Source organism: Streptomyces sp. NPDC092296 (assembly GCF_044755465.1).
In the GTDB taxonomy this organism is placed as follows: Bacteria; Actinomycetota; Actinomycetes; order Streptomycetales; family Streptomycetaceae; genus Peterkaempfera.
On record NZ_JBIVRB010000014.1, the window covers coordinates 45553 to 70416 of the forward strand.

Below are 24864 nucleotides of genomic sequence, written 5' to 3' on the forward strand. Positions count from 1 at the left end.
AGGGTCCACCACCGGGGGGAGCGGTGGACTCCGCTCCTGCCGCCCTCCGCCCCGCTGCCAAGGGGAGAGGGACCCATCCGCGACGAGGCGCCCGCCGACCCTCCTAGACTGGCGAACCGTGATGCAGCCGTGATCAGATTCGACAACGTCTCCAAGACCTATCCGAAGCAGAACCGTCCCGCCCTGATGGATGTCTCGCTTGAGATCGAGCGGGGCGAGTTCGTCTTCCTGGTCGGCTCCTCCGGGTCCGGGAAGTCGACCTTCCTCCGGCTGATCCTGCGCGAGGAGCGGCCCAGCCAGGGCGCGGTGCACGTGCTCGGCAAGGACCTGGGCCGGCTGTCCAACTGGAAGGTCCCCCACATGCGGCGCCAGCTCGGCACCGTCTTCCAGGACTTCCGGCTGCTGCCGAACAAGACGGTCGCCCAGAACGTCGCCTTCGCCCTCGAAGTGATCGGCAAGCCCAAGGGCGCCATCGGCAAGGTGGTCCCCGAGGTCCTCGACCTGGTCGGCCTGGCCGGCAAGGAGGACCGGATGCCCGGTGAGCTCTCCGGTGGTGAGCAGCAGCGCGTGGCCATCGCCCGCGCCTTCGTGAACCGTCCGATGCTGCTGATCGCGGACGAGCCCACCGGCAACCTGGACCCGCAGAACTCGGTCGGCATCATGAAGCTGCTCGACCGGATCAACCGCACCGGCACCACCGTGCTGATGGCCACCCACGACCAGGCCATCGTCGACCAGATGCGCAAGCGCGTGATCGAACTGGACAAGGGCCTGCTGGTCCGCGACCAGTCCCGTGGCGTCTACGGCTACCAGCACTGACCACAGCAATCCCGGCGCCGTCCGCACCCCGCCGCGGCGGCGCCCCGAGCAGCAGCTAGGACATCATGAGGGCCCAGTTCGTCATGTCGGAGATCGGTGTAGGACTCCGGCGCAATCTGACGATGACCGTCGCGGTCGTGGTGAGTGTGGCGCTCTCGCTCGCCCTCGCGGGTGCGAGTTTCCTCGTCCGTGACCAGGTCAACTCCATGAAGGGGTACTGGTACGACAAGGTTCAGGTGGCCGTCTACCTCTGCAACAAGGACGACGCCACCAGGTATGTCGCCTGCTCCGGCGGCGCCGCCACCGACCAGCAGAAGGCCGAGATCAAGGCCGATCTGGAGAAGCTGCCGGTCGTCGCGGAGGTCCAGTTCGAGAACCGGCAGGACGCGTACAAGCACTGGAAGGAGCTCAACCCGGACAACCCGCTGGCCAGCGTCGTCGGCGCCTCCGGGCTGCCCGAGTCCTTCCGGGTCAAGCTCAAGGACCCCAAGCAGTACGACGTCATCGCCAGCGCCTTCGACGGCAAGGCCGGCGTGCAGTCGGTGGAGGACCAGCGCAAGATCCTGGACAACCTCTTCAGTCTGCTCAACGGCCTCCAAACCGCGGCGTTCGTGATGATGGCGCTGATGGTTTTCGTGGCGCTGCTGCTGATCGTCAACACCGTCCGGGTGTCGGCCTTCAGCCGCCGCCGCGAGACGGGCATCATGCGCTTGGTCGGCGCCTCCAACTTCTATGTGCAGATGCCGTTCATCGCGGAGGCAGCGTTCGCCGCGCTGCTCGGCGCGGCGCTGGCCTCCGGGCTGCTGCTGCTGGGCAACGTCTTCGTGCAGGACTGGCTCCAGCCCCGGGTGCAGTCCGTGGTCTTCATCGGCCTGCCCGAGGTGCTGCGGGTGATCCCGCTGCTGGTGGTGATCGGTATCGCGATGGCGGCGGTGGCCGCGTTCTTCACACTGCGCAAGTACCTGAAGGTTTGACGGACCCCGGTGGTCCGCGCACGGATCGGGCCCCGACCCCCGGTGACACCGGGGGTCGGGGCCCGATCGCGTACCGTGACGCCGCCGCTCCCCGGTGACCTGGTGCTCCGTCAGGGCACGTCGCTTGTCCTACACTCCAGAGCCATGTCCGGTACGTCGTCTCGTCGGATGCGTCAGGGCGCCACCCTGTCGCTGGTGTTCGGTGCGGTGCTCGCCACCGGTGCCGCCACCGGCGCCTGGGGTCAGTCGGCCGGGCCCGCGCCCCGGCACGGCGTCGCCGCGTACGCCGCCGCTGTCGACCCGGCCGGGCGGGACCTCACCCCCGCGGAGGCGCGGCGGCTGGTCGGCGAGAGCGGCGACCGCTGGGCGGCCTACTACAGCCCCGGGGAGTACGCGGACTTCGCGCAGAGCCTGGACGGCGCCTACGTCGGGGTCGGCCTCTGGGTGCGCCGGGAGCAGGACGGCGTCGCCGTCTCCCGGGTCCAGCAGGGCACCCCGGCGGCGCGGGCGGGCATCCGGGCCGGCGACCGGCTGCTGCGGATCGACGGCGCACCGGCCGACCGGATGCCGGTGACCGAGGTGGTGGCCCGGCTGCGCGGCACCGGGGACGGCGACGGCGGGGACGGCGACGGCGGGGACGACGACGGCGGGCCGGGCGGCGGGGACCGGGCCAGCCGCGAGGCCCCGGACGGCCGCGCCACTCCGCTCACCGGCGGCGGCGCCGAGGCCGGCTCCACCGTCACCCTGGCCGTACGCAGCGGCAGCTCCCCGGTCCGCGAGGTCACCCTGCGCCGCACCGTGCTGGCCACCCAGGACGTCACCGTGGACCACCCGGGGCCGGATGTCACCAGGATCGCGGTGGCCGCCTTCACCAGCGGCGTCGGCGCCGAGGTGGCCGACGCGCTGCACACCGCCGCCCGGCGGCGGGCGGCCGACGGCGCCAGGCACGGCGGCGTCGTCCTCGACCTGCGGGGCAACTCCGGCGGCCTGCTGGCCGAGGCCGTCGCCGCCGCCTCCGCCTTCCTGGACGGCGGGCCGGTCGGCACGTACCAGGTGCGCGGCGTCGACCGGGAACTGACCGCCGAACCGGGCGGCGACACCGCCACCCCGCTGGTGGTGCTGGTGGACAGCGGCACCATGAGCGCGGCCGAACTGCTGGCCGGGGCGCTCCAGGACCGCTGCCGCGCGGTGGTGGTCGGCAGCCGCACCTTCGGCAAGGGCACCGTCCAGGAGCCCAGCCGGCTGGCCGACGGCTCGGTGCTGGAGCTGACCGTGGGCCGCTACTACACCCCGGCCGGCCGCTCCCCGGACGGCACCGGCATCGTGCCGGACGTCTCCGTCCCCGCCCGGTCGGGCCCCGCGCAGGCCGAGCAACTGGCGCTGACGGTGCTCTCCGGGCTCGGCGGCGGCCGCAGCGAGCCGTCCCGGCCGTAATGGGCTCCCGTCCGGGCGCGCCGGATGCGACAATATCGGCGCTATGGCAAAGGAAAAGGGAAGCAAGCTCATCGCGCAGAACAAGAAGGCGCGGCACGAGTACACCATCCTCGACACCTACGAGTGCGGCATGGTGCTCACCGGTACGGAGGTGAAGTCACTTCGCGAGGGCAGGGCCAACCTCACCGACGGCTACGCCTACATCAGCGGCCGTGAGGCGTGGATCGACAACGTGTTCATCCCCGAGTACACCCAGGGGACGTGGACCAACCACTCGGCGCGGCGCAAGCGCAAGCTGCTGCTGCACCGGATGGAGATCCGCAAGCTGGAGGCGAAGACCAAGGAGACCGGCCACACGCTGGTCCCGCTGTCGCTCTACTTCAAGGACGGCAGGGTGAAGCTGGAGCTGGCGGTCGCGGTCGGCAAGAAGCTGTACGACAAGCGGCAGGCGCTCCGCGAGAAGCAGGACAAGCGCGAGACGGCCCGTGCCTTCGCCCGCGCCAACCGGCGCACCGGCTGACCGGCCCGGCCGACCGGCCCGGCTGACCGGCCCAGCTGACCGGCCCAGCTGACCGGCCCGGCCGACCCGTCGGCAGGGCACCGGAATCAACTGGACCGGCCGCACGTTGGACCGTACGATGGGCGATGCACCGGCAGGCGCCGTGGAGAGGGCCGGCCGGAGCTGCTTGAAAACAAAACATGGGGGTGATCGGTTTCGACTGGGGATGTCGAAACAGGGGAAGCGAGCCGAGGAACGCGGCAATGATCTCGTTAACCATCTGCCGCAAAAAAATAATCGCCAACTCCAAGAGCGATTCCTTCGCTCTCGCTGCCTGAGCAGCGAGTACCGAAGGTGTCAGACCGGGTGTGTTCCCGACCCGGACCCTGGCATCAGCTAGGGAACTCACCGTCCGGCCCGGTTACGGGGCCGTCCGGAACATCAAACAGTAACTGAGCCCGTCGGCAGCTTGTCTGCGTGACTGCCGGGGCTGAGAAAATCACAGCAGACTGCGCTCGGAGAAGCCCTGAATCAACTCCACAGGACCCGGGTTCGATTCCCGGCACCTCCACCACACCCCATGTACGCGATGGCCGTCTTCCACCCGGAAGGCGGCCATCGCGCGTTTCCCGGCTGCGCCGAGCGGGTTGCCTGCGGCGGCACGCCGCCCGGGGGAGGGCATCCGGTCGCGGAGTGCGGGTAGACGGGTCCGGTACGTCACCGCGCGGGGCGAGGAGGACCGATGGGGCGGGCGATCGGCGAGCTGCTCGGCTGGTGGGTGCTGCTGCTCGCGCTGTACACGGTCTTCATCAGCAGTGTCGGCACCCTGGAGCTGGTGGTGGGCGCCGTCGGCTCGGCGCTCGGCGCGGCCGGGGCGCACGCCGTGCGGCGGGCCGCCGACGCCCGCACCGGCCGGTTCGGCCGGGCGGTGGCGGCCGGGGCCGCCTGGCCCGGCACCCTGCTGGCCGAGACCGGGCAGCTGGCCGGCGCGGTGGCCGCCACGCTGCGCGGGCGGCCCCGGCACGGCGGCGTCCACCGGGTGCGGCTGCGGCCCGACGCCGGCGGCGCCTGGGCGTCCGCGCTGCTCTCCAGCACCCCCGGATCGTGCGTCCTGGACGCCGACGGCCCGGAGCTGACGGTCCACCTGCTCGGCGCCCGGCCGTCCGCCGTCCAGCGCGCCATCCAGGCGGCCGACGGCCCGGCGGGCGCCCGGTGAACGCCTGGCTGTCGGCCGCCACCGTCCTGCTGGTCGCCGCCCTGGGCCCGGCGCTGGCCGCCGCCTGCCGGGGCACCGCGGCCGCCCGGCTGGCCGGGCTGGCGCTGGCCGGGCCGGCGGGCTGCGCGGTACTGCTGCTGCTCGCCCAGGGCTTCGACCGGGCCGCCGCCTACACCGATGTGGCGCTGGTGCTGGCGGTGCTCACCCCCACCGGGACGCTGGTCTTCGCCCGCTTCCTGGGCGGCGACTCCGCAGCGCGAGCGGAGCCGGGCAGCAGCGGTTCGGGCAGCAGCGGTTCGGGCAGCAGCGGTACGGGCAGCAGCGGTACGGGCGCGGGGGAGCGGCGGTGACCCCCCGCCACCTGGTCGCCCTCGCCCTGCTGGTCTGCGGCATCGCCGTCCTGCTGCTCTCCGCGCTCGCCCTGCTGGTGCTGCCCGGCCCGTACGCCCGGCTGCACGCCCTGTCGCCCGCCGGGTCGCTCGGCGCGCCGCTGGTGGCGGTCGCCCTCGCGGTGGACACCGGGCCGGGCCGCGCCGCCGTGAAGCTGCTCTTCATCGCGGTGCTGCTGGCTGCGGGCGGGGCCGTCACCACCATGGCGATCGGCCGCGCCACCGCCCAGCAGCAGCGCCTGCTGCGGAAGGACGCCCCCGAGTGAGCCCCACCGACGTCCTGATCGCCGCCGCGCTGCTGCTCACCGCCGCTGCGGCCACCGCCGCCGCCCTCACCCGGGAGCCGGTCCGGCAGGCCGTGCTGCTGGCGGTGCTCGGTGTGGTGCTCGCGGTGCTGTTCACCGTGCTCCAGGCCCCCGACGTGGCGCTCTCCCAGCTGGCCGTGGGCTCCGCGGTGACGCCGCTGCTGATCCTGCTCACCGTCCGCAGGCTGCGCCGGGGCGGCAAGGGCCGCGACCGCGACGGGGGCGCCGGATGAGCCGCACCGCCCGGCTGCGGCTGCTGCTCGCCTCCTGCGCCGTGCTCGCCGGGTACTGGACGGCGGCCGTCGGCGGACTGCCGCCGTTCGGCACCCGGGACCACCCCTACGGCGCCCGGTCGGTGGCCGCCGCGCTCCGGCACCACACCGCCAACGCCATCTCGGCGGTCAACTTCGACCAGCGGGCCTTCGACACCCTGGTGGAGGAGTCCATCCTCTTCGCGGCGGTGCTCGGCGCCGTGGTGCTGCTGCGCCGGGCCCGCGACGAGCGGGAGACCGAGCCCGCCCCCGGACACGTCCTGCCCGCCACCCGGCTGCTGGGCGCCGCGCTGCTGCCGCTCACCGTACTGACTGGCTGGTACGTCGTGGCGCACGGCCAGCTCACCCCCGGCGGCGGCTTCCAGGGCGGGGTGATCCTGGCCACCGCGCTGCACCTGGCGTACGTCGCCGCCGACTACCGGGCGCTGGCCCGCATCCGGCCGCTGACCGTGGTCTCCGTCGCGGACGCGCTCGGCGCCGGGGCGTTCGCCGCGCTCGGCCTGGTCGGCCTGGCCGGTGGCAGCGCCTACCTGGCCAACACCCTGCCGCTGGGCACCTTCGGGCAGCTGGCCTCCGGCGGCCTGGTACCGGTGCTCAACGCGGTGGTGGGCATCGAGGTGGCCTCCGGGATCGTGGTGCTGCTCTCCCGCTTCCTCGACCAGGCGATCGAGATCGACTCCCCCGAGGAGGACCACCGCCGATGACCGTCCTTCCGTTCCTGGTGGCCGGCTGGATCTTCCTGGTCGGCGTGTACGGGATGGCCACCAGCCGCAACCTGGTGCACGCCGTGGGCTGCCTGGCGGTGGCCCAGTCCTCCACCTATGTGCTGCTGCTCGGCGTCGGCTACCGCCGGGGCGGCACCGCGCCGGTCTTCGCCGGGATCGGCCCCGGCACGCCCGTGGTCGACCCGGTGGTGCAGGCGCTCGTCCTCACCGACATCGTGGTCGGCGCGACCGTCACCGCGCTGCTGCTCTCCCTGGTCGTCCAGATCCGCAAGCGGCACGGCACCGTCGACCCGGAGCGGCTCTCGGAGCTCCGGGGGTGAGCGGCGCCGGACCGGCCACGGCCGACCTGCTGCCGCTGGCCGTCGCGCTGCCGCTGCTGGGCGCGACGCTGTCGGCCCTCGCCGGACGGTGGCTGCCCCGGACCGCCACCGACACGCTGGCCACCGTCTGCGCCACCGCCACCGTGGCCGACCTGGCGGCGCTGCTGCTGCGGTCCGGCGACCGGCGCACCGTGGAGTGGCTGGGCGGCTGGCGGCCGGTGCACGGCCACGGCGTGGGCATCGTGCTGGTCGGCGACGGGATCGGGATCGGCCTCGCGCTGCTGGCCGCGACGCTGGTGCTGGCGGTGCTCTGCTACTCCTGGCGGTACTTCGACGAGCCCGCCAGCGGCCACCCCGGCACCTTCCCCGCGCTGCTGCTGCTCTTCGAGGCGGGGATGTGCGGCTTCGCCCTCACCGGCGACCTCTTCAACGCCTTCGTCTTCTTCGAGCTGATGAGCGTGGTCGGCTACGCCCTCACCGGCTTCCACGTGGAGGACCCCCGCCCGCTCCAGGGCGCGCTGACCTTCGGCGCGGTCACCTCGCTCGCCGCGTACACCTCGCTGCTGGGCATCGGCCTGGTCTACGCCCGCACCGGGGAGCTGGGGTTCGCCCAGCTCGGCCGGGCGCTGGACGACCACCCGCGCCGGGACGCGCTGCTGGCCGTCGCGCTCGGCCTGGTGCTGGTGGCGCTGCTGGTCAAGGCCGCCGTCGTACCGTTCCACTTCTGGCTGCCCGACGCGCACGCGGTCGCGCCCACCCCGGTCTGCATGCTGCTCTCCGGCGTGATGGTGGAGCTGGGCCTGTACGGGGTCGCCCGGGTGTACTCGGTGGCCTTCGCCGGGCCCGGCGGCGTACCGCAGGACACCGTCCGGCCGCTGCTGCTGGCCGCCGGGGTGCTCACCGCGCTGGTCGGCGCCGCGATGTGCTGGCAGCAGCGCCACCTCAAGCGGCTGCTGGCCTTCTCCACCGTGGCGCACACCGGGCTGTTCCTGGCCGGTGCGGCCCTGTTCGCGCCCGGGGCGGCGGCGGGCACCGCGCTGTACGTCCTCGGGCACGCCGGGGTGAAGGCCGCCCTGTTCGGCTGGACGGGGGTGCTGCTGGACCGGCACGGCTCGGTGGACGAGCACGGGCTGCACGGCCGGGCCCGGGACATGCCGGTCACCGGTGCGCTGTTCGCCCTCGCCGCGCTGGCGCTGGCCGGGCTGCCGCCGTTCGGGCTCGGGCTGGGCAAGGCCGTCGCCGAGCATGCCGCCGGGGAGTACCAGCCGTGGCTGCCGGTGGTCTACCTGCTGGTCTCCGCCGTGACCGGGGGAGCGGTGCTGCGGGTCGCACTGCGGATCTTCGCCGGGGCCGGGCCGCAGCCGGTGGAGCGCCCCACCGACCGCCCGGAGACCACCGGCGGCGGCGAGGAGCCGGAGATCACCGACCCGTCCCGGCGCATCCCCCGCCCGATGCTGGCGGTACCCGCCGTGCTGCTGGCCGGCGCGCTGGCGCTGGGCCTGGCCCCGACCGGCGGCGTGGCCCGCGCCGCCGCCGGGTTCACCGACCGGGCCGGCTACCTCGCCGCCGTGCTGGGCGGCCCGGCCCACCCGGCGCCCGCCGCGCCGCCCACCGGCTGGACGGGCTCCGGCGCCGCGCTGGGCCTGCTCTCCGCCGCCGTCGCCTGCGCGCTGGCGGGCTGCGCCGTCCAGGGCCGCCGGATCTTCCCCCGGGCGGCGCGGCGGGCCCGCGCGCTGGCGGCCGGCTGGAGCCCGCTGCGCCGGCTGCACTCCGGCCACCTCGGGGACTACCTGGCCTGGCTGACGGCCGGCACCGCCGTGCTGCTGGTCGCGCTGAGCACCGGTCTGCGCTGACCCGCCGCCCCCGGCCGAGGGGCGGATGGCGAGAACGCCGCCCCGATCGGAGCCCGGAAGCGGACAGCGGCGCCGCCGCGACGTACGATCTTCTGTCCGCTGCTTCCCTCCACCGGTGGCCTCCGGTGGACGAATCGGGGGAATCCGGGCGGCCCGCGATGTGTTGGCCACCGGACGCAGCACCTATCCGCACCGCAGTTCCGCACCTCAGCAGGACGTACGACAGGGGGCTCCTTGGGCGCGCACGGCACAGCCCAGCACACCACCACCACGGCCTCGGCCGACCCGCACGAGACCGTCCGCGACCGCGAGATCGCGGAGGAGCAGCGGCACCTCGACGTGGTCTACCGCCGACTGGAGGAGAAGCTCGCGGAGGCCGAGTACCTCCTTGAGGACGCCGCCAAGCGGGTCCAGGTCGGCACCCCGGGCGCGCTCGCCGAGCGCGACGCCCAGGTGTACCGGGCCGGCGCCCACCTGCACCGGCTCAACAGCGAGTTCGAGGACTTCCTCTTCGGCCGGATCGACCTCCAGCAGGCGGACAGCCCGGAGGAGCACGGCGTCCCCTCGCAGACCCCGCTCGACCCCGACGACCCGACCATCGCGGAGACCCTGCACATCGGCAGGCTGGGCGTACTGGACGCCGAGTACGGCCCGCTGGTGATCGACTGGCGGGCCCCCGCCGCCGCGCCGTTCTACCGCGCCACGCCGGTCGAGCCCGGCCGGGTGGTGCGCCGCCGGGTGATCCGCTCCAAGGGCCGCCGGGTGGTGGGCGTCGAGGACGACCTGCTCCGGCCCGACCTGCCGACCGACCTCGCCGTGGTCGGGGACGGCGCGCTGATGGCCTCGCTCGGGCGGGCCCGCTCGCACACCATGCGGGACATCGTCTCCTCCATCCAGAAGGAGCAGGACGAGGTCATCCGGGCCCCCGCCGCCGGCGCCACCCTGGTCACCGGCGGCCCCGGCACCGGCAAGACCGCCGTCGCCCTGCACCGCGCCGCGTACCTGCTCTACCAGGACCGCCGCCGCTACGCGGGCGGCATCCTGGTGGTCAGCCCGACGCCGCTGCTGGTCGCCTACACCGAGGGCGTGCTGCCGTCGCTCGGCGAGGAGGGCCAGGTCGCCATCCGCGCGGTCGGCAGCCTGGTGGACGGCGTCGAGGCCACCACGTACGACACCCCCGAGGCCGCCAGGATCAAGGGCTCCTCCCGGATGGTGCAGGTGCTGCGGCACGCCGCCCGAGCGGCGCTGGACACCCCCGACACCCCGGCGGAGCTGCGGGTCGTCGCACTCGGCCAGGTGCTGCGGCTGGACGCCGGCCGGCTGCGGGAGGTGCGCCGCACCGTGCTGGGCGGCACCACCCCGGTCAACCTGCTGCGCCCGCGCGCCCGCCGGCTGCTGCTGGACGCCCTCTGGGGCGAGGCCACCCGGCACCGCCCCCGGCCCGCCGACCGGGCGGAGCGGGAGCGCTGGCAGGAGGAGCGGGAGTCCTTCGACGAGTACCTCTCGGACGACGACGCCTTCCTGGACTTCCTGCGGGCCTGGTGGCCGCCGCTGACCCCCCGCCGGGTGCTGGCGACCCTGCGCGCCCGGGGCCCGCGCGCCGCCGACGGCGAGGGCGCCCGCGCCCTGGGCCGGATCGCCCGCCGGGTGCTCACCCCGGAGGAGGTGCGGCTGCTGGCCGCCTCCTGGCGGCACCTGGCCGACGACGGCAGCGGCGCGCTCTCCGCGCACGACGTGGCGCTGGTGGACGAGCTGCGGCTGCTGCTGGGCGAGGCCGCCCGGCCGCGTACCAGGGAGGTCGACCCCACCGACCAGCTCACCGGGCTGGACGAGGTCACCACGTACGCCGACCGGATCTCCCGGGACCGCTCCCGCCGCGACGGCCCGGTGGAGCGCACCGAGTACGCCCACGTCATCGTGGACGAGGCGCAGGACCTCACGCCCATGCAGTGGCGGATGGTCGGCCGCCGCGCCCGGCAGGCCACCTGGACCATCGTCGGGGACCCGGCGCAGTCCTCCTGGCCCAGCCCCTCGGAGGCCCGGGAGGCGATGGACGAGGTGCTCGGCGGCAAGCCCCGCCGCCGCTACACCCTGACCACCAACTACCGGAACCCGGCGGAGATCGCCGAGGTGGCCGCCCGGGTGCTGGCCCTGGCCGCGCCCGGCACGCCGTCGCCCACGGCGGTGCGCTCCACCGGCGTCGTCCCGCGCTTCGCGGCGGCGGCCGACCAGGACGGGCAGCTGGCCGCCGCGGCCCGCGCCGAGGTGGAGCGGCTGCTGGCCGAGGTCGACGGCACGGTGGCCGTGGTGGTGCCGATGGAGCGCCGGGCGGAGGCGGCCGGCTGGATCGCCGGGCTGGGGGACCGCACGGTGGCGCTGGGCAGCCTGGAGGCCAAGGGCCTGGAGTACGACGCGACGGTGGTGGCCGACCCGACCGGCATCGCCGGTGAGTCGGAGGCCGGGCTGCGGGTGCTGTACGTGGCGCTCACCCGGGCCACCCAGCGGCTCACGGTGCTCTGCGGGCCGGACGACCTGCCGGACAGCGAGGGGGTGCCGGCGCTGCTGCGCTGAGCACCGCGCGGACGCGGAACGGCCGGGCCCCTCCCGAAGGAGGGACCCGGCCGCTTCCAGGTCTGTGACACCGACCCGCCATGCTCGCCTCGCGGCAAGTGGTCGCTCGAAGCGACTAAGGTTGGGCCCGGGGGCTTGGATCGAGCCGGTGCCGTATCCAGACTAACCCATGGGCACCGCGCACCATTCCCGTCGCGCGAGATTTCCCGCGCCACCCCCGTTCGGCGCACCCGGCACCGGGCCGGGCCCGCCCACCGGGGCGCCGCCTAGATCAGGCGGACCCGCTCGGCCTGCGGGCCCTTCTGCCCCGGGGTGACGTCGAACTCGACCCGCTGGTTCTCCACGAGCTCCCGGTAGCCGCTGCCCTCGATGGCGGAGAAGTGGACGAAGACGTCCGGGCCGCCTCCGTCCTGCTCGATGAAGCCGTAGCCCTTCTCCGCGTTGAACCACTTGACCTTGCCCTCAGCCATGTCCTGTCCCTGCCTTGCTGCGCCTGGCTGCCGCCGCTCCGGCGGTCTCCCAGAGCATAGGCGCCCGAGATGTCCGTTTCATGGACCCGCCGACGGGCGTACTGCAAAGGAGTGACCGGGCCGCTCGGGGCCGTACGGGACCTGGTTTTCGGCTACCAGGTGGTAGGTGGCAGCATCGGAGCCCTAAACAGCACAGATGGTGTGCGAAGCGAAGCACGGAAGAAGGACGTCAATGGCGACGGTGCCCAGTGTGTCGAACTCGATCACGGTGCGGATGGAGCTGCCCGCCAGGGGCAACGCCGTCAGCATGATCACGACTGCGGTGGAGTCCTCCGGCGGGTCGGTCACCGGCCTCGACGTCACGGCCTCCGGCCATGAGCGGCTGCGGATCGACGTCACCGTGGCGGCCTCCTCGGTGGCCCACGGCGAGGAGATCGTGGAGAAGCTGCGCGCGATCGACGGCGTCTCCATCGGCAAGGTCTCCGACCGTACCTTCCTGATGCACCTCGGCGGCAAGATCGAGATGTCCGCCAAGCACCCCATCCGCAACCGCGACGACCTCTCCATGATCTACACCCCGGGTGTCGCCCGGGTCTGCATGGCCATCGCGGAGAACCCCGACGACGCCCGCCGCCTCACCATCAAGCGCAACACCGTCGCCGTGGTCACCGACGGCTCGGCCGTGCTGGGCCTCGGCAACATCGGCCCCAAGGCGGCGCTGCCGGTGATGGAGGGCAAGGCGGCGCTGTTCAAGCGGTTCGCCGGGATCGACGCCTGGCCGCTCTGCCTGGACACCCAGGACACCGACCAGATCGTGGAGATCGTCAAGGCGATCGCGCCCGGCTTCGCCGGCATCAACCTGGAGGACATCTCCGCGCCCCGCTGCTTCGAGATCGAGGCGCGGCTGCGCGAGGCGCTGGACATCCCGGTCTTCCACGACGACCAGCACGGCACCGCCATCGTGGTGCTCGCCGCGCTCACCAACGCGCTGCGGGTGGTCGGCAAGGACATCGGCCGGGTGCGGGTGGTGATGTCCGGCGCGGGCGCGGCCGGCACCGCCATCCTCAAGCTGCTGCTGGCCGCCGGTGTGCGACACGCCGTGGTGGCGGACGTGCACGGCGTGGTCCACTGCGGCCGCGAGGACCTGGGCACCGCCGCCGACGGCACCGCGCTGCGCTGGATCGCCGAGCACACCAACCCGGACGGCGTCACCGGCACCCTGAAGGACGCGGTGCGCGGCGCCGACGTCTTCATCGGCGTCTCCGCCCCCAATGTGCTGGACGGCGACGACGTGGCCGCCATGGCCGACGGCGCGGTGGTCTTCGCGCTGGCCAACCCGGACCCCGAGGTCGACCCGGCGGTGGCCCGGCAGACCGCCGCCGTGGTGGCCACCGGCCGCAGCGACTTCCCCAACCAGATCAACAACGTGCTGGTCTTCCCGGGGGTCTTCCGGGGCCTGCTGGACGCCCAGAGCCGCACCGTCAACACCGAGATGATGCTGGCCGCCGCGCGGGCGCTGGCGGCCACCGTGCAGTCCGATCAGCTCAACGCCAACTACATCGTTCCGAGCGTCTTCCACCCGGACGTGGCCAAGACGGTGGCCGCCGCCGTACGGGAGGCCGCACAGGCCACCGGCAGCGCCCCGGTGCACGTCCCGGCGGGCACCGTCGGCATCACCGAGAGCGGCGACGGGGTGGCCCCGGCGCTCTGACAGGCCGGCCCCGGCCGCTGAGCGGCGCGTTTTCCCTTGCGACACAAGGGCAGGGGGCTTTTGGGGTTGTCAGTGCCAGGGCGTACGGTAGCCCTGCACCGGCGCGGCGTGTCCGACAAGTACGGAACATCCGCCTTCGGTGTCCGGCGAGAGTCAGCCGAGCGCCGCCTCCGTCGCGGCGGTCGCGGACGGCGCGTCACCGTCCCGGCGGACGGGCGCTGTTCGTGTGACTCTCCCGGGTGCTGGATTGGCTTTCTCGGTGCTGGTGGGGGCAGGATTCGTCCCGGGCAGGCGGCGGACCCGGCCTGGGACAGCGGATCGGACCCCTGCCCACCGCAACGTGCGGATCGGTGACCGAGCCGGGAGCCCCCTCGGGCCCCCCGGAAACCGTGACGCGAACAGACCACAGGAGTACACATGAACCGCAGTGAGCTGGTGGCCGCGCTCTCCGAGCGCGCCGAGGTGACGCGCAAGGACGCGGACGCCGTCCTGGCCGCCTTCGCCGAGGTCGTGGGCGACATCGTCGCCAAGGGCGACGAGAAGGTCACCATCCCCGGCTTCCTGACCTTCGAGCGCACCCACCGCGCCGCGCGCACCGCCCGCAACCCGCAGACCGGCGACCCGATCCAGATCCCGGCCGGCTACAGCGTGAAGGTCTCCGCCGGTTCCAAGCTGAAGGCCTCGGCCTCCGGCAAGTGATCCCCCCGGGCCGGGCTCCGCGCCCCGCCCGACCGCTCCACCCCGAGGCCGGGGCGGGCCCCTCCCCGGAGGGCGCCCGCCCCGGCCTCGGGCTTGGGCCGCGCTTCCGGCCCTGTACTAGGCTAAGTACATGACTCTCAAGCGGACCAATGTCTACGCCGACGTCGACGACCTGGCGATCATCAAGGAGGCTGCGGCCCGCCAGGGAGTCTCCGAGGCGGAGATAATCCGAGAGGCCATCCACCTGGCGGCCATGGCGAACCGTGAGTGGGACGAGCCGTTCGTCAGTCGGCGGTTCCACGGTTCGGGGCGCCCGGCGGTCAAGGAGACGGTCCGGGACGCGGTGGTCGACGCGGTGGGCCGTAAGCCCGGTGCGGAGGACGCGGCGTGATCCTCATCGCCGACACCTCGGGGATTCTGGCCGCGTACGACGAGAACGCCGCCGAGGCCGACGCCTGCGCCAGCGCGCTGTCCGAGGCGGGGGTGGTCGTTCTCTCGCCGCTGGCGCTCGCGGAGATCGACCATGTCGTGACCCGCGAGTTCGGGCGCGACGCGGCCATGGAGATCATCGACGACATCCGCCGCTGGTCCCGCGCCGGGAGAGTGGTGATGCCAGAGATCACGACGGCGGGGATCGACGCCGCCCAAGGGCTGCGCGCCCGCTACGCAGCGCTGGACCTCGACCTGGTGGACGCGGTGAACGTCGTGCTCGCCGCCGAGTTCCGGACGGACCTGGTGCTGACCCTGGACCAGCGGGACTTCCGGGCCGTGCGTCCGCTCGGTGCGCACAAGACGTTCCGGCTGCTGCCGTTCGACCTGTAGGGACGGCCGCGCCGGGCCCCGGGAGGTTCCGGGGCCCGGCGCGGGGGCGGGGGTCAGGTGGTGGGGGTCAGGCGGTGGTGGGGAGTTCGACGCTGGCGCCGAGGGCGCGGAGCTTGTCCATGAAGTTCTCGTAGCCCCGGTTGATCAGGTCGATGCCGTGCACCGTGGAGGTGCCCTGGGCCGCGAGTGCGGCGATGAGGTACGAGAAGCCGCCGCGCAGGTCGGGGATGACCAGCTCGCCGCCGTGCAGCTTGCTGGGGCCGGAGACCACGGCGGAGTGCTGGAAGTTGCGGCGGCCGAAGCGGCAGGGGGTGCCGCCCAGGCACTCGCGGTAGAGCTGGATGTGGGCGCCCATCTGGTTGAGCGCGGAGGTGAAGCCGAGCCGCGACTCGTACACCGTCTCGTGGACGATGGACAGCCCGGTGGCCTGGGTGAGCGCCACCACCAGCGGCTGCTGCCAGTCGGTCTGGAAGCCCGGGTGGACGTCGGTCTCCAGCGCGATGGCGTTGAGCTCGCCGCCGGGGTGCCAGAAGCGGATGCCCTCGTCGTCCACCTCGAAGGCGCCGCCGACCTTCCGGAAGGTGTTGAGGAAGGTCATCATCTCCAGCTGGCGGGCGCCGTGCACATAGATGTCGCCGTGCGTCGCCAGCGCCGCGCAGGCCCAGGAGGCGGCCTCCAGCCGGTCCGGCAGGGCGCGGTGGTTGTAGCCGCCGAGCCGGTCCACGCCGGTGATCAGGATGGTGCGGTCGGTGCCCATGGAGATGATGGCGCCCATCTTCTGTAGCACGCAGATGAGGTCCACGATCTCCGGCTCGATGGCGGCGTTGGCCAGCTCGGTGACGCCCTCGGCCAGCACGGCGGTGAGCAGCACCTGCTCGGTGGCGCCGACCGACGGGTAGGGCAGCCGGATCTTGGTGCCGCGCAGCCGCTGCGGGGCGGTGAGGTAGAGGCCCTCGGCGTTCTTCTCCACCACCGCGCCGAACTGGCGCAGCACGTCCAGGTGGAAGTCGACCGGCCGGTCCCCGATGTGGCAGCCGCCCAGCCCGGGGATGAAGGCGTGGCCGAGCCGGTGCAGCAGCGGGCCGCAGAACAGGATCGGGATGCGGGACGAGCCGGCGTGGGCGTCGATGTCCGCGACGTTGGCGCTCTCCACGTGCGAGGGGTCGAGGATCAGCTCGCCCACCTCCTCGCCGGGGCGGACGGTGACGCCGTGCAGCTGGAGCAGGCCGCGGACGACCTTGACGTCCCGGATGTCGGGGACGTTGCGCAGTCGGCTCGGCTCGTGGCCGAGCAGGGCGGCGACCATGGCCTTGGGCACGAGGTTCTTCGCGCCGCGGACACGGATCTCGCCCTCCAGCGGGGTGCCGCCGTGGACAAGCAGGACGTCGTCGGTCATGTTTCTCGCATTCCCGGGGTGTGCGGTCGGGGCGGGGGTGATGCTCGCAGGGGTCCCTCGTGCCCGGTGCCGGGCTACGGGGAGGGCGGGAGGGCCGCACCGGCCCTCGGCGGAGGCGCCCGTCGCTTCTGCGGGCCCACCACACCCTGAAGATGGTAATGCTCCCGCGCCCGGTTCCCGTCTGCGGCGGCCCTCGCGGCGGGCGGCCGAAACCCCCAGGTGGCCGGAGTCGGTGTGAGGTACCTCACGGCGGCCCGCCCGGTGGACGATCTTGGCCGATCCCGGCCGTCTCCCGGCGCTCCGGGGCCGCCCTGCGGCCGCGTCGGCTGTCCGTGCGACGCCGTCATGCGGGATCATGTCCAGCATGACCGAGGTCTCCTCGCTCACCGGACGGCTGCTTGTCGCAACGCCCGCGCTGACCGACCCCAACTTCGAGCGCGCCGTGGTGCTCCTCCTCGACCACGACGAGGAGGGGTCGCTCGGGGTGGTGCTCAACCGGCCCTCCGAGGTGGAGGTGGCCGCCGTGCTCGAACCGTGGGCGCCACTGGCCGGCGCCCCCGCCGTGGTGTTCCAGGGCGGCCCGGTGGCGCTGGACTCCGCGCTGGCGCTGGCCGTGGTGCCCGGTGAGCCGACCGAGGAGGACCCGCTCGGCTGGCGGCGGGTGCACGGCGCCATCGGGCTGGTCGACCTGGAGGCGCCGCCCGAGCTGCTGGCCGCCGAGCTGGGCTCGCTGCGGGTCTTCGCCGGGTACGCGGGCTGGTCGCCGGGCCAGCTGGAGGACGAGCTGATCGACGGCGCCTGGTACCTGGTGGACTGCGAGCCGGGGGACGTCTCCAGCCCGGAGCCGGACCGGCTGTGGCGCTCGGTGCTGCGCCGGCAGCGCGGCGAGTTGGCCATGATGGCCACCTACCCGGATGATCCGAGCCTCAACTGACCGGCCCGGCCACCGGGGGCGGACCGGGTCGGGCCGACCGGGTCGGTCCGGCGGCGGAACCGTGCGACCGGGCTGGTGTCCTCCGGTCCGCGCGCACCTAAACTTGGGTCGTATGAGCACTCTTGAGCCCGAGCGCGGCCTCGGCACCGGCACCCTCGTCGAGCCGACTCCCCAGGTTTCCCAGGGGGACGGCGACCACGAGCGCTTCGCGCACTACGTCCAGAAGGACAAGATCATGGAGAGCGCGCTCTCCGGCTCGCCGGTGGTCGCGCTCTGCGGCAAGGTGTGGGTACCGGGCCGCGACCCGAAGAAGTACCCGGTCTGCCCGATGTGCAAGGAGATCTTCGAGTCCATGCCGCGCGGCGGCGGGGACAAGGACAAGAGCGGCAAGGGCGGCGGCAAGGGCTGACGCCGGTCGGCCGGACGGCTGCGGATTGGTCTATGCCAATCGTGTACAGCGGGGCAGGATGAGCCGTATGGACCTGATACCTGCCCCGCTGGACGCCCACCGGTACGGGGACGGCAAGTGCGTCGCCCTCGGACCGGACACCGCGCTGTCCGCAGGCCCCGGCGCCGAACAGGCCGAGCGGTGGCTGCGCGCCGAGCTGGGCGCGGCCACCGGCTTCCGGCTGTCCCCGCACGAGGCCGCGCCCGGTGATGCGCTGCGGCTCGCCGTCCACCCGCTGGTCACCGAGGAGCTGGGCCCCGAGGGCTACCAGATCAGGGTCTCGCCCAACGGCACCGACGTCTTCGGCGGCGGCCCGGCCGGGGTCTTCTGGGGCGCCCAGACCCTGCGCCAGCTGCTCGGCCCGGACGCGTACCGGCGCGCCCCGCTGCCCGGCGAGCACCGCTGGCGGCTGCCGATCTGCCAGATCGAGGACGCCCCCCGCTTCGGCTGGCGCGGCCTGATGCTGGACGTCGCCCGGCACTTCCTGCCCAAGCGGGACGTGCTGCGCTACGTCGACCTGATGGCCGCCCACAAGCTCAATGTGCTCCATCTCCACCTCACCGACGACCAGGGCTGGCGGATCGAGATCCGCCGCCACCCCCGGCTGACCGAGGTCGGCGGCTGGCGCGAGCGGTCCATGGTCGGCTTCCGCGACGGCGACCGCCGCGACGACCGCCCGCACGGCGGCTGCTACACCCAGGACGACCTGCGGGAGATCGTCGCGTACGCCGCCGAGCGGCAGATCACCGTCGTCCCCGAGATCGACATCCCCGGCCACTCCCAGGCCGCCATCGCCGCCTACCCCGAGCTGGGCAACACCGACGTGGTGGACACCGGCGCGCTGCGCCCCTGGACGGACTGGGGGGTGAGCCCCAACGTCCTCAACGCCGAGGACGCCACCCTGCGCTTCTACGAGCAGGTGCTGGCGGAGGTGCTGGAGATCTTCCCCTCCACCTTCGTCCACCTGGGCGGCGACGAGTGCCCCAAGGAGCAGTGGCGGGCCAGCCCCGCCGCCCAGGCCCGCATCCGGCAGCTGGGCCTGGCCGACGAGGACGCGCTGCAGAGCTGGATCATCCGGCACTTCGACCGCTGGCTGGCCGAGCGCGGCCGGCGGCTGATCGGCTGGGACGAGATCCTCGAAGGGGGCCTCGCCGAGGGCGCCGCCGTCTCCTCCTGGCGCGGCTACGCGGGCGGGGTGGCGGCCGCGCTGGCCGGCCACGACGTGGTGATCTGCCCCGAGCAGCAGGTCTACCTCGACCACCGGCAGGCCCCGGGCGACGACGAGCCGATCCCCGTCGGCTTCGTACGCACCCTCGCGGACGTCTACCGCTTCGAACCGGTGCCGCCGCGGCTGCGCGCCGACCCGGCGGCCGCCCGCCGGGTGATCGGCACCCAGGCCAACCTGTGGAGCGAGATGGCCGACGGCTCCCGGGACGTCGACTACCGGCTGTTCCCCCGGCTCGCGGCCTTCGCGGAGGTGGCCTGGTCCCGGCTGCCCGCCGATCCCGGGGAGCGGGACGTCGCCGGGTTCGAGCGCCGGATGGCGTCCCACTACGCCCGGCTGGACGCGCTGGGCGTGGAGTACCGCCCGCCCGGCGGCCCGCACCCCTGGCAGCGCTGGCCCGGGGTCGTGGGGCGGCCGATCGACGGCCTTCCCCCCAACGTGTGACATACGCGCCGGCCGGCCGGGGAACCACCGCACCGGCCCGTCCGTAGGAACAGCCGTGATCACCCGCGCCCGGTCCGTCCGGGTTGCGGAGCCTTTGACGGCGGCGCCGCTCCGCGCGCGGCGGGGCGGCGCCGCACCCCGTAGATGATCACCGTGCATTCTGTGCCAGAGTTGCCCCGCCCGGCGGGTTTGCACGTACCGTACGGGCGGAGAAGGGGCGGCGAGATGAGCAAGCGGAGCGCGGTGAGAACAGGGTGAACCGGACCATCATGCTGCCGGCCACCCTCGACGAGGCGGTGGCGGCACTGGCCGCCGCGCCGGCCGCCGTGCCGGTCGCGGGCGGCACCGATCTGATGGGCGCGGTCAACGCCGGACTGCTGCGCCCGCCCGCCCTGGTCGGCCTCGGCCGGATCAGCGAGCTGCGCGGCTGGCGGTACGAGGACGGCGGCACCGCCGTCCTGGGCGCCGGGCTCACCCACGCCCGGATGGGCCGCCCCGACTTCGCCGCCCTGATCCCCGCGCTGGCCGACGCCGCCCGCACGGCCGGACCCCCGCAGATCCGCAACTCCGGCACCCTCGGCGGCAACATCGCCACCGCCGACCCGGCCGGCGACACCCTGCCGGTGCTCGCCGCGCTGGAGGCCACCGTCACGCTGACCGGCCCGGCCGGCTCCCGCGAGATCCCGGTCAGCCACCTGCTCACCGGCCTGGACCCGATCCGGCCCGGCGAACTGCTCGGCTGGGTGCGCGTCCCGCTGCTGCACGCCCCGCAGGTCTACCTCAAGGCCACCGGCCGCAGCGGCCCGGCCCGCGCCAGCGCCTCGGTCGCCCTGGTGCTGGACCCGGCCCGCCGCGCGGTGCGCTGCGCGGTCGGCGCGGTGGCGCCGGTGCCGCTGCGGCCGCTGGAGGCCGAGGCGTGGGTCTCCGCCTGCATCGACTGGGAGGGCGAGCGCGGCATCGACCCGGCCGCGCTGACCGCCTTCGGCGAGTACGTCGCGGGGGCCTGCGTCCCCGATCCCCAGCACCTGGCCGACCCGCAGAGCTTGGCCGACCCGCAGCACCTGGCCGACCCGCAGAGCTTGGCCGACCCGCAGAGCCCGGCCGAGCCGCCCCCCGGCGGCGTCGATCCCGGCGCCCCCGCCGGGGGGCCGCTCGCCGACGCCCAGCGGCTGCGGCGTACCGTGTCGGTCCTGGCCCGACGTGCACTGGGGAGGGCGCTCAAGTGACGGACCACCCGACTTCCCTCCACGCCCCCTACGGCGCGGAGGAGGCCATCGGCGGCGAGGCCGACGGCGAAGCGGCGCAGGCGTACGACGCCATGGCGGTGGGGACCGAGGAGCGGCCCTGCGCCTCGTACACCCTCCGCGTCAACGGCGCCGACCGGCCGGTGGCCGACGCCTGGATCGGCGAGAGCCTGCTCTACGTGCTGCGTGAGCGGCTGGGCCTGGCCGGGGCCAAGGACGGCTGCGAGCAGGGCGAGTGCGGGGCCTGCTCGGTGCAGGTGGACGGGCAGCTGGTCGCCTCCTGCCTGGTACCGGCGGCACTGGCGGCGGGCAGCGAGATCCACACCGTGGAGGGCCTGGCCGTCGACGGCGTCCCCTCCGATGTGCAGCGGGCGCTGGCCGACGCCGGGGCCGTGCAGTGCGGCTACTGCGTGCCCGGGTTGGCGATGGCCGTCCACGACCTGCTCCAGCGCAACCACCGGCCGAGCGACATCGAGGCCCGGCAGGCGCTCTGCGGCAACCTGTGCCGCTGCACCGGCTACCGGGGTGTGCTGGAGGCCGTCCGCACGGTCGCCGGGGCCCGTACGGCGGCCGCTGCCGCGCCCGGCCCGGAGGCCGTGGAGGACGAGCCGCAGCAGGACGCCGTCCCGATCCCGCAGCAGGCCGCCGAGGCACCCGCCGAGGCCGTCGCCGCTGCCGCCGCCGCGTCGGCCGAGCCGGAGCCCGAGCCCGAGCCGACCGCCGAGCCGCCGGTCTACCAGGACCCGTCGCAGCAGCCGTACGACCCGGCCGGCTACCCGGAGCCGGGGTACCAGGACCTCCCCTACCAGGGCATGGAGCACCAGGGGCCGGAGCACCAGGGGCCGGAGCACCAGGACCCGGCCTACCAGGAGACGGCCCATCAGGGCACGGGGTATCAGGACCCGGCGTACCAGGGCCCCGAGTATCAGGACGCCGAGTATCAGGACGCCGAGTACCAGGACCCGGCGTACCAGGACGGCCGGCCGCCCGCCGAGTACCAGCCCGCCGCCGAGCAGCAGCAGCCGCCCGCCGCCGAGCCCGAGTTGGACCCGCTGTTCGGCCCGCTGGACGCCGTGCTGGAGGCCGCCGCGCCGCCGCAGGCCGGGCCGCCCGCCGCCGGGTACGCCACCTACGCCCCCGACCCCTACGGCACCGGCGTCTACGCCGAGCAGCCGCACGGCGAGGGCGCCTACCACCCCGACCCGTACCGGCAGCGGCTCGGCGCCGACACCACCCCCGTACCGGTCCTCTACACCCCGGACAGCCAGGCCGCCTACGACCCGGCCCACGGCCTGGGCCCGCAGTACGGCGCGCCGCCGGACCATGACGGGACGCCGCCGTACGGCACCCCCCTCCCCGAGGACGAGCGCGCATGACCTCCCCCACCGACACCGCCTCGGGCATCCCCGGTCCCGGCTCCTCCCCGGAGCGCGGCAGCGCGGCCGGCGGCGCGCTGGGCGGCCTGTTCCGCCAGGCCACCCCCGGCACCACCGCGCCCGGCACCACCGCGCCCGGCACCGCAGCCGCCGGGCCGGCCGGCGCCACCGGCCCCGCCGCCGAGCCGGCCGCGCCGCCCGAGCCGGAGCCGTTCGGCCTGGGCACCTCCCCGGCCCGCGCCGACGCGCTGCCCAAGGCGCTCGGCATCTACCCGTACGCCGCCGACCTGTGGGCCGAGGGCCTGCTCTGGGGCGCGGTGCTGCGCTCGCCGCACCCGCACGCCCGGATCGTCTCGGTGGACGCCACCGCCGCGCTGGCGCTGCCCGGCGTACACGCCGTGGTCACCGCCGCCGACCTGCCGACCGACCACGAGGGCCGGATCGCCGGCGCCCCGCACGGCCCGGTGATCGCGGACCGCCCGGTGCTCGCCGCCGACGTGGTGCGCCACCACGGCGAACCGGTCGCCGCCGTCGCCGCCGACCACCCCGACACCGCCCGGCTGGCCGCCGCCGCCATCGCGGTGGAGTACGAGGTGCTGGAGCCGGTCACCGACCCGGAGAAGTCCTTCCACGCCGCGCCGCTGCACCCGGACGGCAATCTGCTGCGCCACCTGCCGCTGCGCTTCGGCGACCCGGAGGCGGTCGGTGACGTGGTGGTGGAGGGCCTGTACCAGGTCGGCCGCCAGGACCCGGCGCCGCTCGGCGCCGAGGCGGGCCTCGCCGTGCCGCGCCCCGACGGCGGCGTGGAGCTGCACCTGTCCTCCACCGACCCGCACGGCGACCGGGACCGCACCGCGGCCTGCCTGGGCCTGGAGCCGGACCGGGTGCGGCTGGTGGTCGCCGGGGTCCCCGGCGCCACCACCGACCGCGAGGACCTGTCCTTCCAGGTCACCCTGGCGCTGCTGGCGCTGCGCACCGGCCACCCGGTGAAGATGGTGCTCAGCCGCGAGGAGTCCTTCCAGACCCACACCACCCGCCACCCGGCGCTGCTGCGCTACCGCCACCACGCCGACGCCGAAGGCCGGCTGGTCAAGGTCGAGGCGCAGATCCTGCTGGACGGCGGTGCGTACGCCGACATCTCCAGCGAGGCGCTGGCCGCCGCCGCCGCCTTCTCCGCCGGACCGTATGTGGTGCCGCATGTCTTCGTGGACGCCTGGGCGGTGCGCACCAACAACCCGCCGGCCGGCCGGATGCGCGGCGAGGGCGCGCTCCAGGCGTGCTTCGCCTATGAGTCGCAGTTGGACAAGCTGGCCGCCAAGCTGGGCATCGACCCGCTGGAGATCCGCCGCCGCAATGTGATGGCCACCGGTGACCTGATGCCCACCGGACAGTCCGTCACCTGCCCGGCGCCGGTCGGTGCGCTGCTGGACGCGGTCGCCGCCGAGCCGCTGCCGCCGCTGCCGGTGGACGAGCCCGACACCGAGTGGCTGCTGCCCGGCGGTCCGGGTGGCGCGGGCGATCCGGCGGCGGTGCGCCGGGGCATCGGCTATGCGGTGGGCATGGTGCACATGCTGGGCGCCGAGGGGGCCGACGAGGTCTCCACCGCCACCGTGCGGATCAGCGGCGAGCACGCCACCGTCATCTGCGCGGCGGTCGACGCCGGGCAGGGCTTCGCCACCCTGGCCAAGCAGATCGTGCAGGACGTGCTGGGCGTCACCGAGGTGTGGATCGCCCCGGTGGACACCGACCAGCCGGCCGCCGGGCCCACCTCGCGGGGCCGGCAGACCTGGGTGTCCGGCGGCGCGGTGGAGCGGGCCGCCCAGATGGTGCGGCACCAGCTGCTCCAGCCGATCGCGGCCGACTTCGGCATGTCCCCGGAGCTGCTGCAGATCGCCGACGGCAAGATCACCTCCTATGACGGGGTGCTCGGCATGCCGGTGAGCGAGGCGTTGGAGGGCAAGGAGCTCTGGGCCACCGCCCAGTGCCGCCCGCACCCCACCGAGCCGCTGGACGACACCGGGCAGGGCGACGCCTTCGTCTCCATCGCCTTCTGCGCGATGCGGGCCGTGGTCGACGTGGACATCGAGCTGGGCGCGGTACGGGTGGTGGACGTGACGGTCGCCCAGGACGTGGGCCGGGCGCTCAACCCCCGGCAGATCGAGGCCCGCATCGAGGCCGGGGTGACCCAGGGCGTGGGCCTGGCGCTGCTGGAGGAGCTGCACACCGAGGACGGCCGGGTGGTCAACCCGTCGTTCACCGGCTACCGGCTGCCCACCGCGCTGGACGCCCCCGAGGTGCGGATCGCGGCGCTGCTGGAGGAGCGGGACGTGGTGGCCAGCTTCGGCGCCAAGGCGGTCGGCGCGGCCCCGGCCGTGGTCGCCCCCGCCGCCGTGGCCGCCGCCGTCCGGGCCGCCACCGGCCGGGCCGTCACCCGGCTGCCGGTGCGCCCGCAGGACGCCGTCGTCTGAGGCATTCCGGCGGGCTCCGGCCCGGCCCGGAAATGCATGACGGTATTCCACGGCGCATCATCGGAAATGCGCCGTGGAATACCGGTGGACATGGTGTGGATATATTGAGGCCATGACCGGATTCGAACCGGCGTAAACCGCTTTGCAGGCGGTTCCCTGAACCACTCGGGCACACGGCCAGGACGGGGGCGAGCAGCCCTCGACAGGGGGGAGCGGGAGGAGCACGCGCACGACAAGGCGCGGGACAGCG

Annotated in this window: 24 protein-coding genes, 1 tRNA gene and 1 other RNA gene; 23 read left to right on the forward strand and 3 right to left on the reverse strand. The window is 74.3% G+C overall.

The features are described 5' to 3' along the window. The first annotated feature begins 129 nt into the window (after nt 1-129). From ftsE to ACIQGZ_RS24145, 13 genes are all read left to right on the forward strand, one after another. Complete coding sequence (gene ftsE / locus ACIQGZ_RS24085; RefSeq protein WP_402605210.1) at nt 130-819, forward strand: cell division ATP-binding protein FtsE; 690 nt, start codon at nt 130-132, stop codon at nt 817-819. 65 nt (nt 820-884) lie between these two features. Then, on the forward strand, nt 885-1793 hold the full coding sequence (gene ftsX / locus ACIQGZ_RS24090; protein WP_402605213.1) for a permease-like cell division protein FtsX: 909 nt from the start codon (nt 885-887) through the stop codon (nt 1791-1793). A gap of 144 nt (nt 1794-1937) precedes the next feature. Then, the gene (locus ACIQGZ_RS24095) at nt 1938-3227 is read left to right on the forward strand and encodes a S41 family peptidase (protein ID WP_402605216.1); all 1290 of its coding nucleotides are present in this window, start codon (nt 1938-1940) and stop codon (nt 3225-3227) included. A gap of 43 nt (nt 3228-3270) precedes the next feature. Continuing rightward, the gene (gene smpB / locus ACIQGZ_RS24100) at nt 3271-3747 is read left to right on the forward strand and encodes an SsrA-binding protein SmpB (RefSeq protein WP_402605219.1); all 477 of its coding nucleotides are present in this window, start codon (nt 3271-3273) and stop codon (nt 3745-3747) included. Nucleotides 3748-3928: 181 nt separating this feature from the next. Continuing rightward, nucleotides 3929-4300: a transfer-messenger RNA gene (ssrA, locus tag ACIQGZ_RS24105) on the forward strand. Nucleotides 4301-4468: 168 nt separating this feature from the next. Next, nucleotides 4469-4942, forward strand: a complete 474-nt coding sequence (locus ACIQGZ_RS24110; RefSeq protein ID WP_402605222.1) for a hypothetical protein — start codon at nt 4469-4471, stop codon at nt 4940-4942. Further along, nucleotides 4939-5292: a monovalent cation/H+ antiporter complex subunit F gene (locus ACIQGZ_RS24115; RefSeq protein ID WP_402605225.1), complete on the forward strand. Its 354-nt coding sequence runs from the start codon at nt 4939-4941 to the stop codon at nt 5290-5292. Before ACIQGZ_RS24110 ends, ACIQGZ_RS24115 begins: the two co-directional genes overlap by 4 nt. Next, on the forward strand, nt 5289-5597 hold the full coding sequence (locus ACIQGZ_RS24120; RefSeq protein ID WP_402605228.1) for a cation:proton antiporter: 309 nt from the start codon (nt 5289-5291) through the stop codon (nt 5595-5597). The genes ACIQGZ_RS24115 and ACIQGZ_RS24120 overlap by 4 nt, the downstream gene beginning before the upstream one ends. Continuing rightward, on the forward strand, nt 5594-5869 hold the full coding sequence (locus tag ACIQGZ_RS24125) for a hydrogenase subunit MbhD domain-containing protein (protein WP_402605231.1): 276 nt from the start codon (nt 5594-5596) through the stop codon (nt 5867-5869). The genes ACIQGZ_RS24120 and ACIQGZ_RS24125 overlap by 4 nt, the downstream gene beginning before the upstream one ends. Beyond that, nucleotides 5866-6612, forward strand: coding sequence for an MnhB domain-containing protein (locus ACIQGZ_RS24130; protein WP_402605235.1), 747 nt, complete (start codon nt 5866-5868; stop codon nt 6610-6612). The genes ACIQGZ_RS24125 and ACIQGZ_RS24130 overlap by 4 nt, the downstream gene beginning before the upstream one ends. After that, the gene (locus ACIQGZ_RS24135) at nt 6609-6953 is read left to right on the forward strand and encodes a sodium:proton antiporter (protein ID WP_402605238.1); all 345 of its coding nucleotides are present in this window, start codon (nt 6609-6611) and stop codon (nt 6951-6953) included. Before ACIQGZ_RS24130 ends, ACIQGZ_RS24135 begins: the two co-directional genes overlap by 4 nt. Further along, complete coding sequence (locus ACIQGZ_RS24140) at nt 6950-8806, forward strand: complex I subunit 5 family protein (RefSeq protein ID WP_402605241.1); 1857 nt, start codon at nt 6950-6952, stop codon at nt 8804-8806. The genes ACIQGZ_RS24135 and ACIQGZ_RS24140 overlap by 4 nt, the downstream gene beginning before the upstream one ends. A 234-nt stretch (nt 8807-9040) precedes the next feature. Next, the gene (locus tag ACIQGZ_RS24145) at nt 9041-11377 is read left to right on the forward strand and encodes a HelD family protein (protein ID WP_402605244.1); all 2337 of its coding nucleotides are present in this window, start codon (nt 9041-9043) and stop codon (nt 11375-11377) included. 266 nt (nt 11378-11643) lie between these two features. Here the strand turns inward: ACIQGZ_RS24145 and ACIQGZ_RS24150 are convergent, their stop codons facing one another. Further along, nucleotides 11644-11847 carry a cold-shock protein gene (locus tag ACIQGZ_RS24150; RefSeq protein ID WP_402605247.1) on the reverse strand — a complete coding sequence of 68 codons (204 nt, stop codon included), beginning with the start codon at nt 11845-11847 and terminating at the stop codon, nt 11644-11646. 232 nt (nt 11848-12079) lie between these two features. Here ACIQGZ_RS24150 and ACIQGZ_RS24155 point away from each other — a divergent pair, with 232 nt between their 5' ends. From ACIQGZ_RS24155 to ACIQGZ_RS24170, 4 genes are all read left to right on the forward strand, one after another. After that, entirely contained in the window at nt 12080-13558 is a 1479-nt protein-coding gene (locus ACIQGZ_RS24155; RefSeq protein ID WP_402605250.1) for an NAD-dependent malic enzyme, read from the forward strand. Nucleotides 13559-13975: 417 nt separating this feature from the next. Continuing rightward, nucleotides 13976-14257: an HU family DNA-binding protein gene (locus tag ACIQGZ_RS24160; RefSeq protein WP_055585110.1), complete on the forward strand. Its 282-nt coding sequence runs from the start codon at nt 13976-13978 to the stop codon at nt 14255-14257. A gap of 130 nt (nt 14258-14387) precedes the next feature. Beyond that, nucleotides 14388-14648 carry a CopG family transcriptional regulator gene (locus ACIQGZ_RS24165; RefSeq protein WP_402605253.1) on the forward strand — a complete coding sequence of 87 codons (261 nt, stop codon included), beginning with the start codon at nt 14388-14390 and terminating at the stop codon, nt 14646-14648. Beyond that, on the forward strand, nt 14645-15079 hold the full coding sequence (locus ACIQGZ_RS24170; RefSeq protein ID WP_402605255.1) for a PIN domain-containing protein: 435 nt from the start codon (nt 14645-14647) through the stop codon (nt 15077-15079). The genes ACIQGZ_RS24165 and ACIQGZ_RS24170 overlap by 4 nt, the downstream gene beginning before the upstream one ends. A gap of 67 nt (nt 15080-15146) precedes the next feature. Here the strand turns inward: ACIQGZ_RS24170 and murA are convergent, their stop codons facing one another. Then, the gene (gene murA / locus ACIQGZ_RS24175) at nt 15147-16475 is read right to left on the reverse strand and encodes a UDP-N-acetylglucosamine 1-carboxyvinyltransferase (protein ID WP_402605258.1); all 1329 of its coding nucleotides are present in this window, start codon (nt 16473-16475) and stop codon (nt 15147-15149) included. Between the two features lie 355 nt (nt 16476-16830). On the opposite strand from murA, the gene ACIQGZ_RS24180 reads away from it, so the two are divergent. From ACIQGZ_RS24180 to ACIQGZ_RS24205, 6 genes are all read left to right on the forward strand, one after another. Further along, on the forward strand, nt 16831-17409 hold the full coding sequence (locus ACIQGZ_RS24180) for a YqgE/AlgH family protein (RefSeq protein ID WP_402605261.1): 579 nt from the start codon (nt 16831-16833) through the stop codon (nt 17407-17409). Nucleotides 17410-17521: 112 nt separating this feature from the next. Continuing rightward, nucleotides 17522-17818, forward strand: coding sequence for a DUF3039 domain-containing protein (locus tag ACIQGZ_RS24185; protein WP_402605263.1), 297 nt, complete (start codon nt 17522-17524; stop codon nt 17816-17818). Nucleotides 17819-17885: 67 nt separating this feature from the next. Then, nucleotides 17886-19526, forward strand: coding sequence for a beta-N-acetylhexosaminidase (locus ACIQGZ_RS24190; protein ID WP_402605265.1), 1641 nt, complete (start codon nt 17886-17888; stop codon nt 19524-19526). 269 nt (nt 19527-19795) lie between these two features. Continuing rightward, a complete protein-coding gene (locus ACIQGZ_RS24195; RefSeq protein WP_402605451.1) occupies nt 19796-20752 on the forward strand; it encodes an FAD binding domain-containing protein in 957 nt (318 codons plus the stop codon). Then, a complete protein-coding gene (locus ACIQGZ_RS24200; RefSeq protein ID WP_402605267.1) occupies nt 20749-22146 on the forward strand; it encodes a 2Fe-2S iron-sulfur cluster-binding protein in 1398 nt (465 codons plus the stop codon). Before ACIQGZ_RS24195 ends, ACIQGZ_RS24200 begins: the two co-directional genes overlap by 4 nt. Then, complete coding sequence (locus ACIQGZ_RS24205) at nt 22143-24614, forward strand: xanthine dehydrogenase family protein molybdopterin-binding subunit (protein ID WP_402605270.1); 2472 nt, start codon at nt 22143-22145, stop codon at nt 24612-24614. The genes ACIQGZ_RS24200 and ACIQGZ_RS24205 overlap by 4 nt, the downstream gene beginning before the upstream one ends. A 107-nt stretch (nt 24615-24721) precedes the next feature. Here ACIQGZ_RS24205 and ACIQGZ_RS24210 read toward each other — a convergent pair. Continuing rightward, nucleotides 24722-24793: transfer RNA gene (locus ACIQGZ_RS24210), tRNA-Cys, on the reverse strand. Nucleotides 24794-24864: the final 71 nt, after the last annotated feature.

Excerpts from the sequence above, each read along its gene's own strand:
- ACIQGZ_RS24205 (WP_402605270.1), top strand. The coding sequence starts at position 22,143 with ATGACCTCCCCCACCGACACCGCCTCGGGCATCCCCGGTCCCGGCTCC.
- ACIQGZ_RS24160 (WP_055585110.1), top strand. The coding sequence starts at position 13,976 with ATGAACCGCAGTGAGCTGGTGGCCGCGCTCTCCGAGCGCGCCGAGGTG.
- ACIQGZ_RS24135 (WP_402605238.1), top strand. The coding sequence starts at position 6,609 with ATGACCGTCCTTCCGTTCCTGGTGGCCGGCTGGATCTTCCTGGTCGGC.
- ACIQGZ_RS24185 (WP_402605263.1), top strand. The coding sequence starts at position 17,522 with ATGAGCACTCTTGAGCCCGAGCGCGGCCTCGGCACCGGCACCCTCGTC.
- ftsX (WP_402605213.1), top strand. The coding sequence starts at position 885 with ATGAGGGCCCAGTTCGTCATGTCGGAGATCGGTGTAGGACTCCGGCGC.
- ACIQGZ_RS24095 (WP_402605216.1), top strand. The coding sequence starts at position 1,938 with ATGTCCGGTACGTCGTCTCGTCGGATGCGTCAGGGCGCCACCCTGTCG.
- ACIQGZ_RS24130 (WP_402605235.1), top strand. The coding sequence starts at position 5,866 with ATGAGCCGCACCGCCCGGCTGCGGCTGCTGCTCGCCTCCTGCGCCGTG.
- smpB (WP_402605219.1), top strand. The coding sequence starts at position 3,271 with ATGGCAAAGGAAAAGGGAAGCAAGCTCATCGCGCAGAACAAGAAGGCG.
- ACIQGZ_RS24165 (WP_402605253.1), top strand. The coding sequence starts at position 14,388 with ATGACTCTCAAGCGGACCAATGTCTACGCCGACGTCGACGACCTGGCG.
- ACIQGZ_RS24155 (WP_402605250.1), top strand. The coding sequence starts at position 12,080 with ATGGCGACGGTGCCCAGTGTGTCGAACTCGATCACGGTGCGGATGGAG.
- ACIQGZ_RS24195 (WP_402605451.1), top strand. The coding sequence starts at position 19,796 with ATGCTGCCGGCCACCCTCGACGAGGCGGTGGCGGCACTGGCCGCCGCG.
- ACIQGZ_RS24190 (WP_402605265.1), top strand. The coding sequence starts at position 17,886 with ATGGACCTGATACCTGCCCCGCTGGACGCCCACCGGTACGGGGACGGC.
- ACIQGZ_RS24150 (WP_402605247.1), bottom strand. The coding sequence starts at position 11,847 with ATGGCTGAGGGCAAGGTCAAGTGGTTCAACGCGGAGAAGGGCTACGGC.
- ACIQGZ_RS24180 (WP_402605261.1), top strand. The coding sequence starts at position 16,831 with ATGTCCAGCATGACCGAGGTCTCCTCGCTCACCGGACGGCTGCTTGTC.
- murA (WP_402605258.1), bottom strand. The coding sequence starts at position 16,475 with ATGACCGACGACGTCCTGCTTGTCCACGGCGGCACCCCGCTGGAGGGC.
- ACIQGZ_RS24110 (WP_402605222.1), top strand. The coding sequence starts at position 4,469 with ATGGGGCGGGCGATCGGCGAGCTGCTCGGCTGGTGGGTGCTGCTGCTC.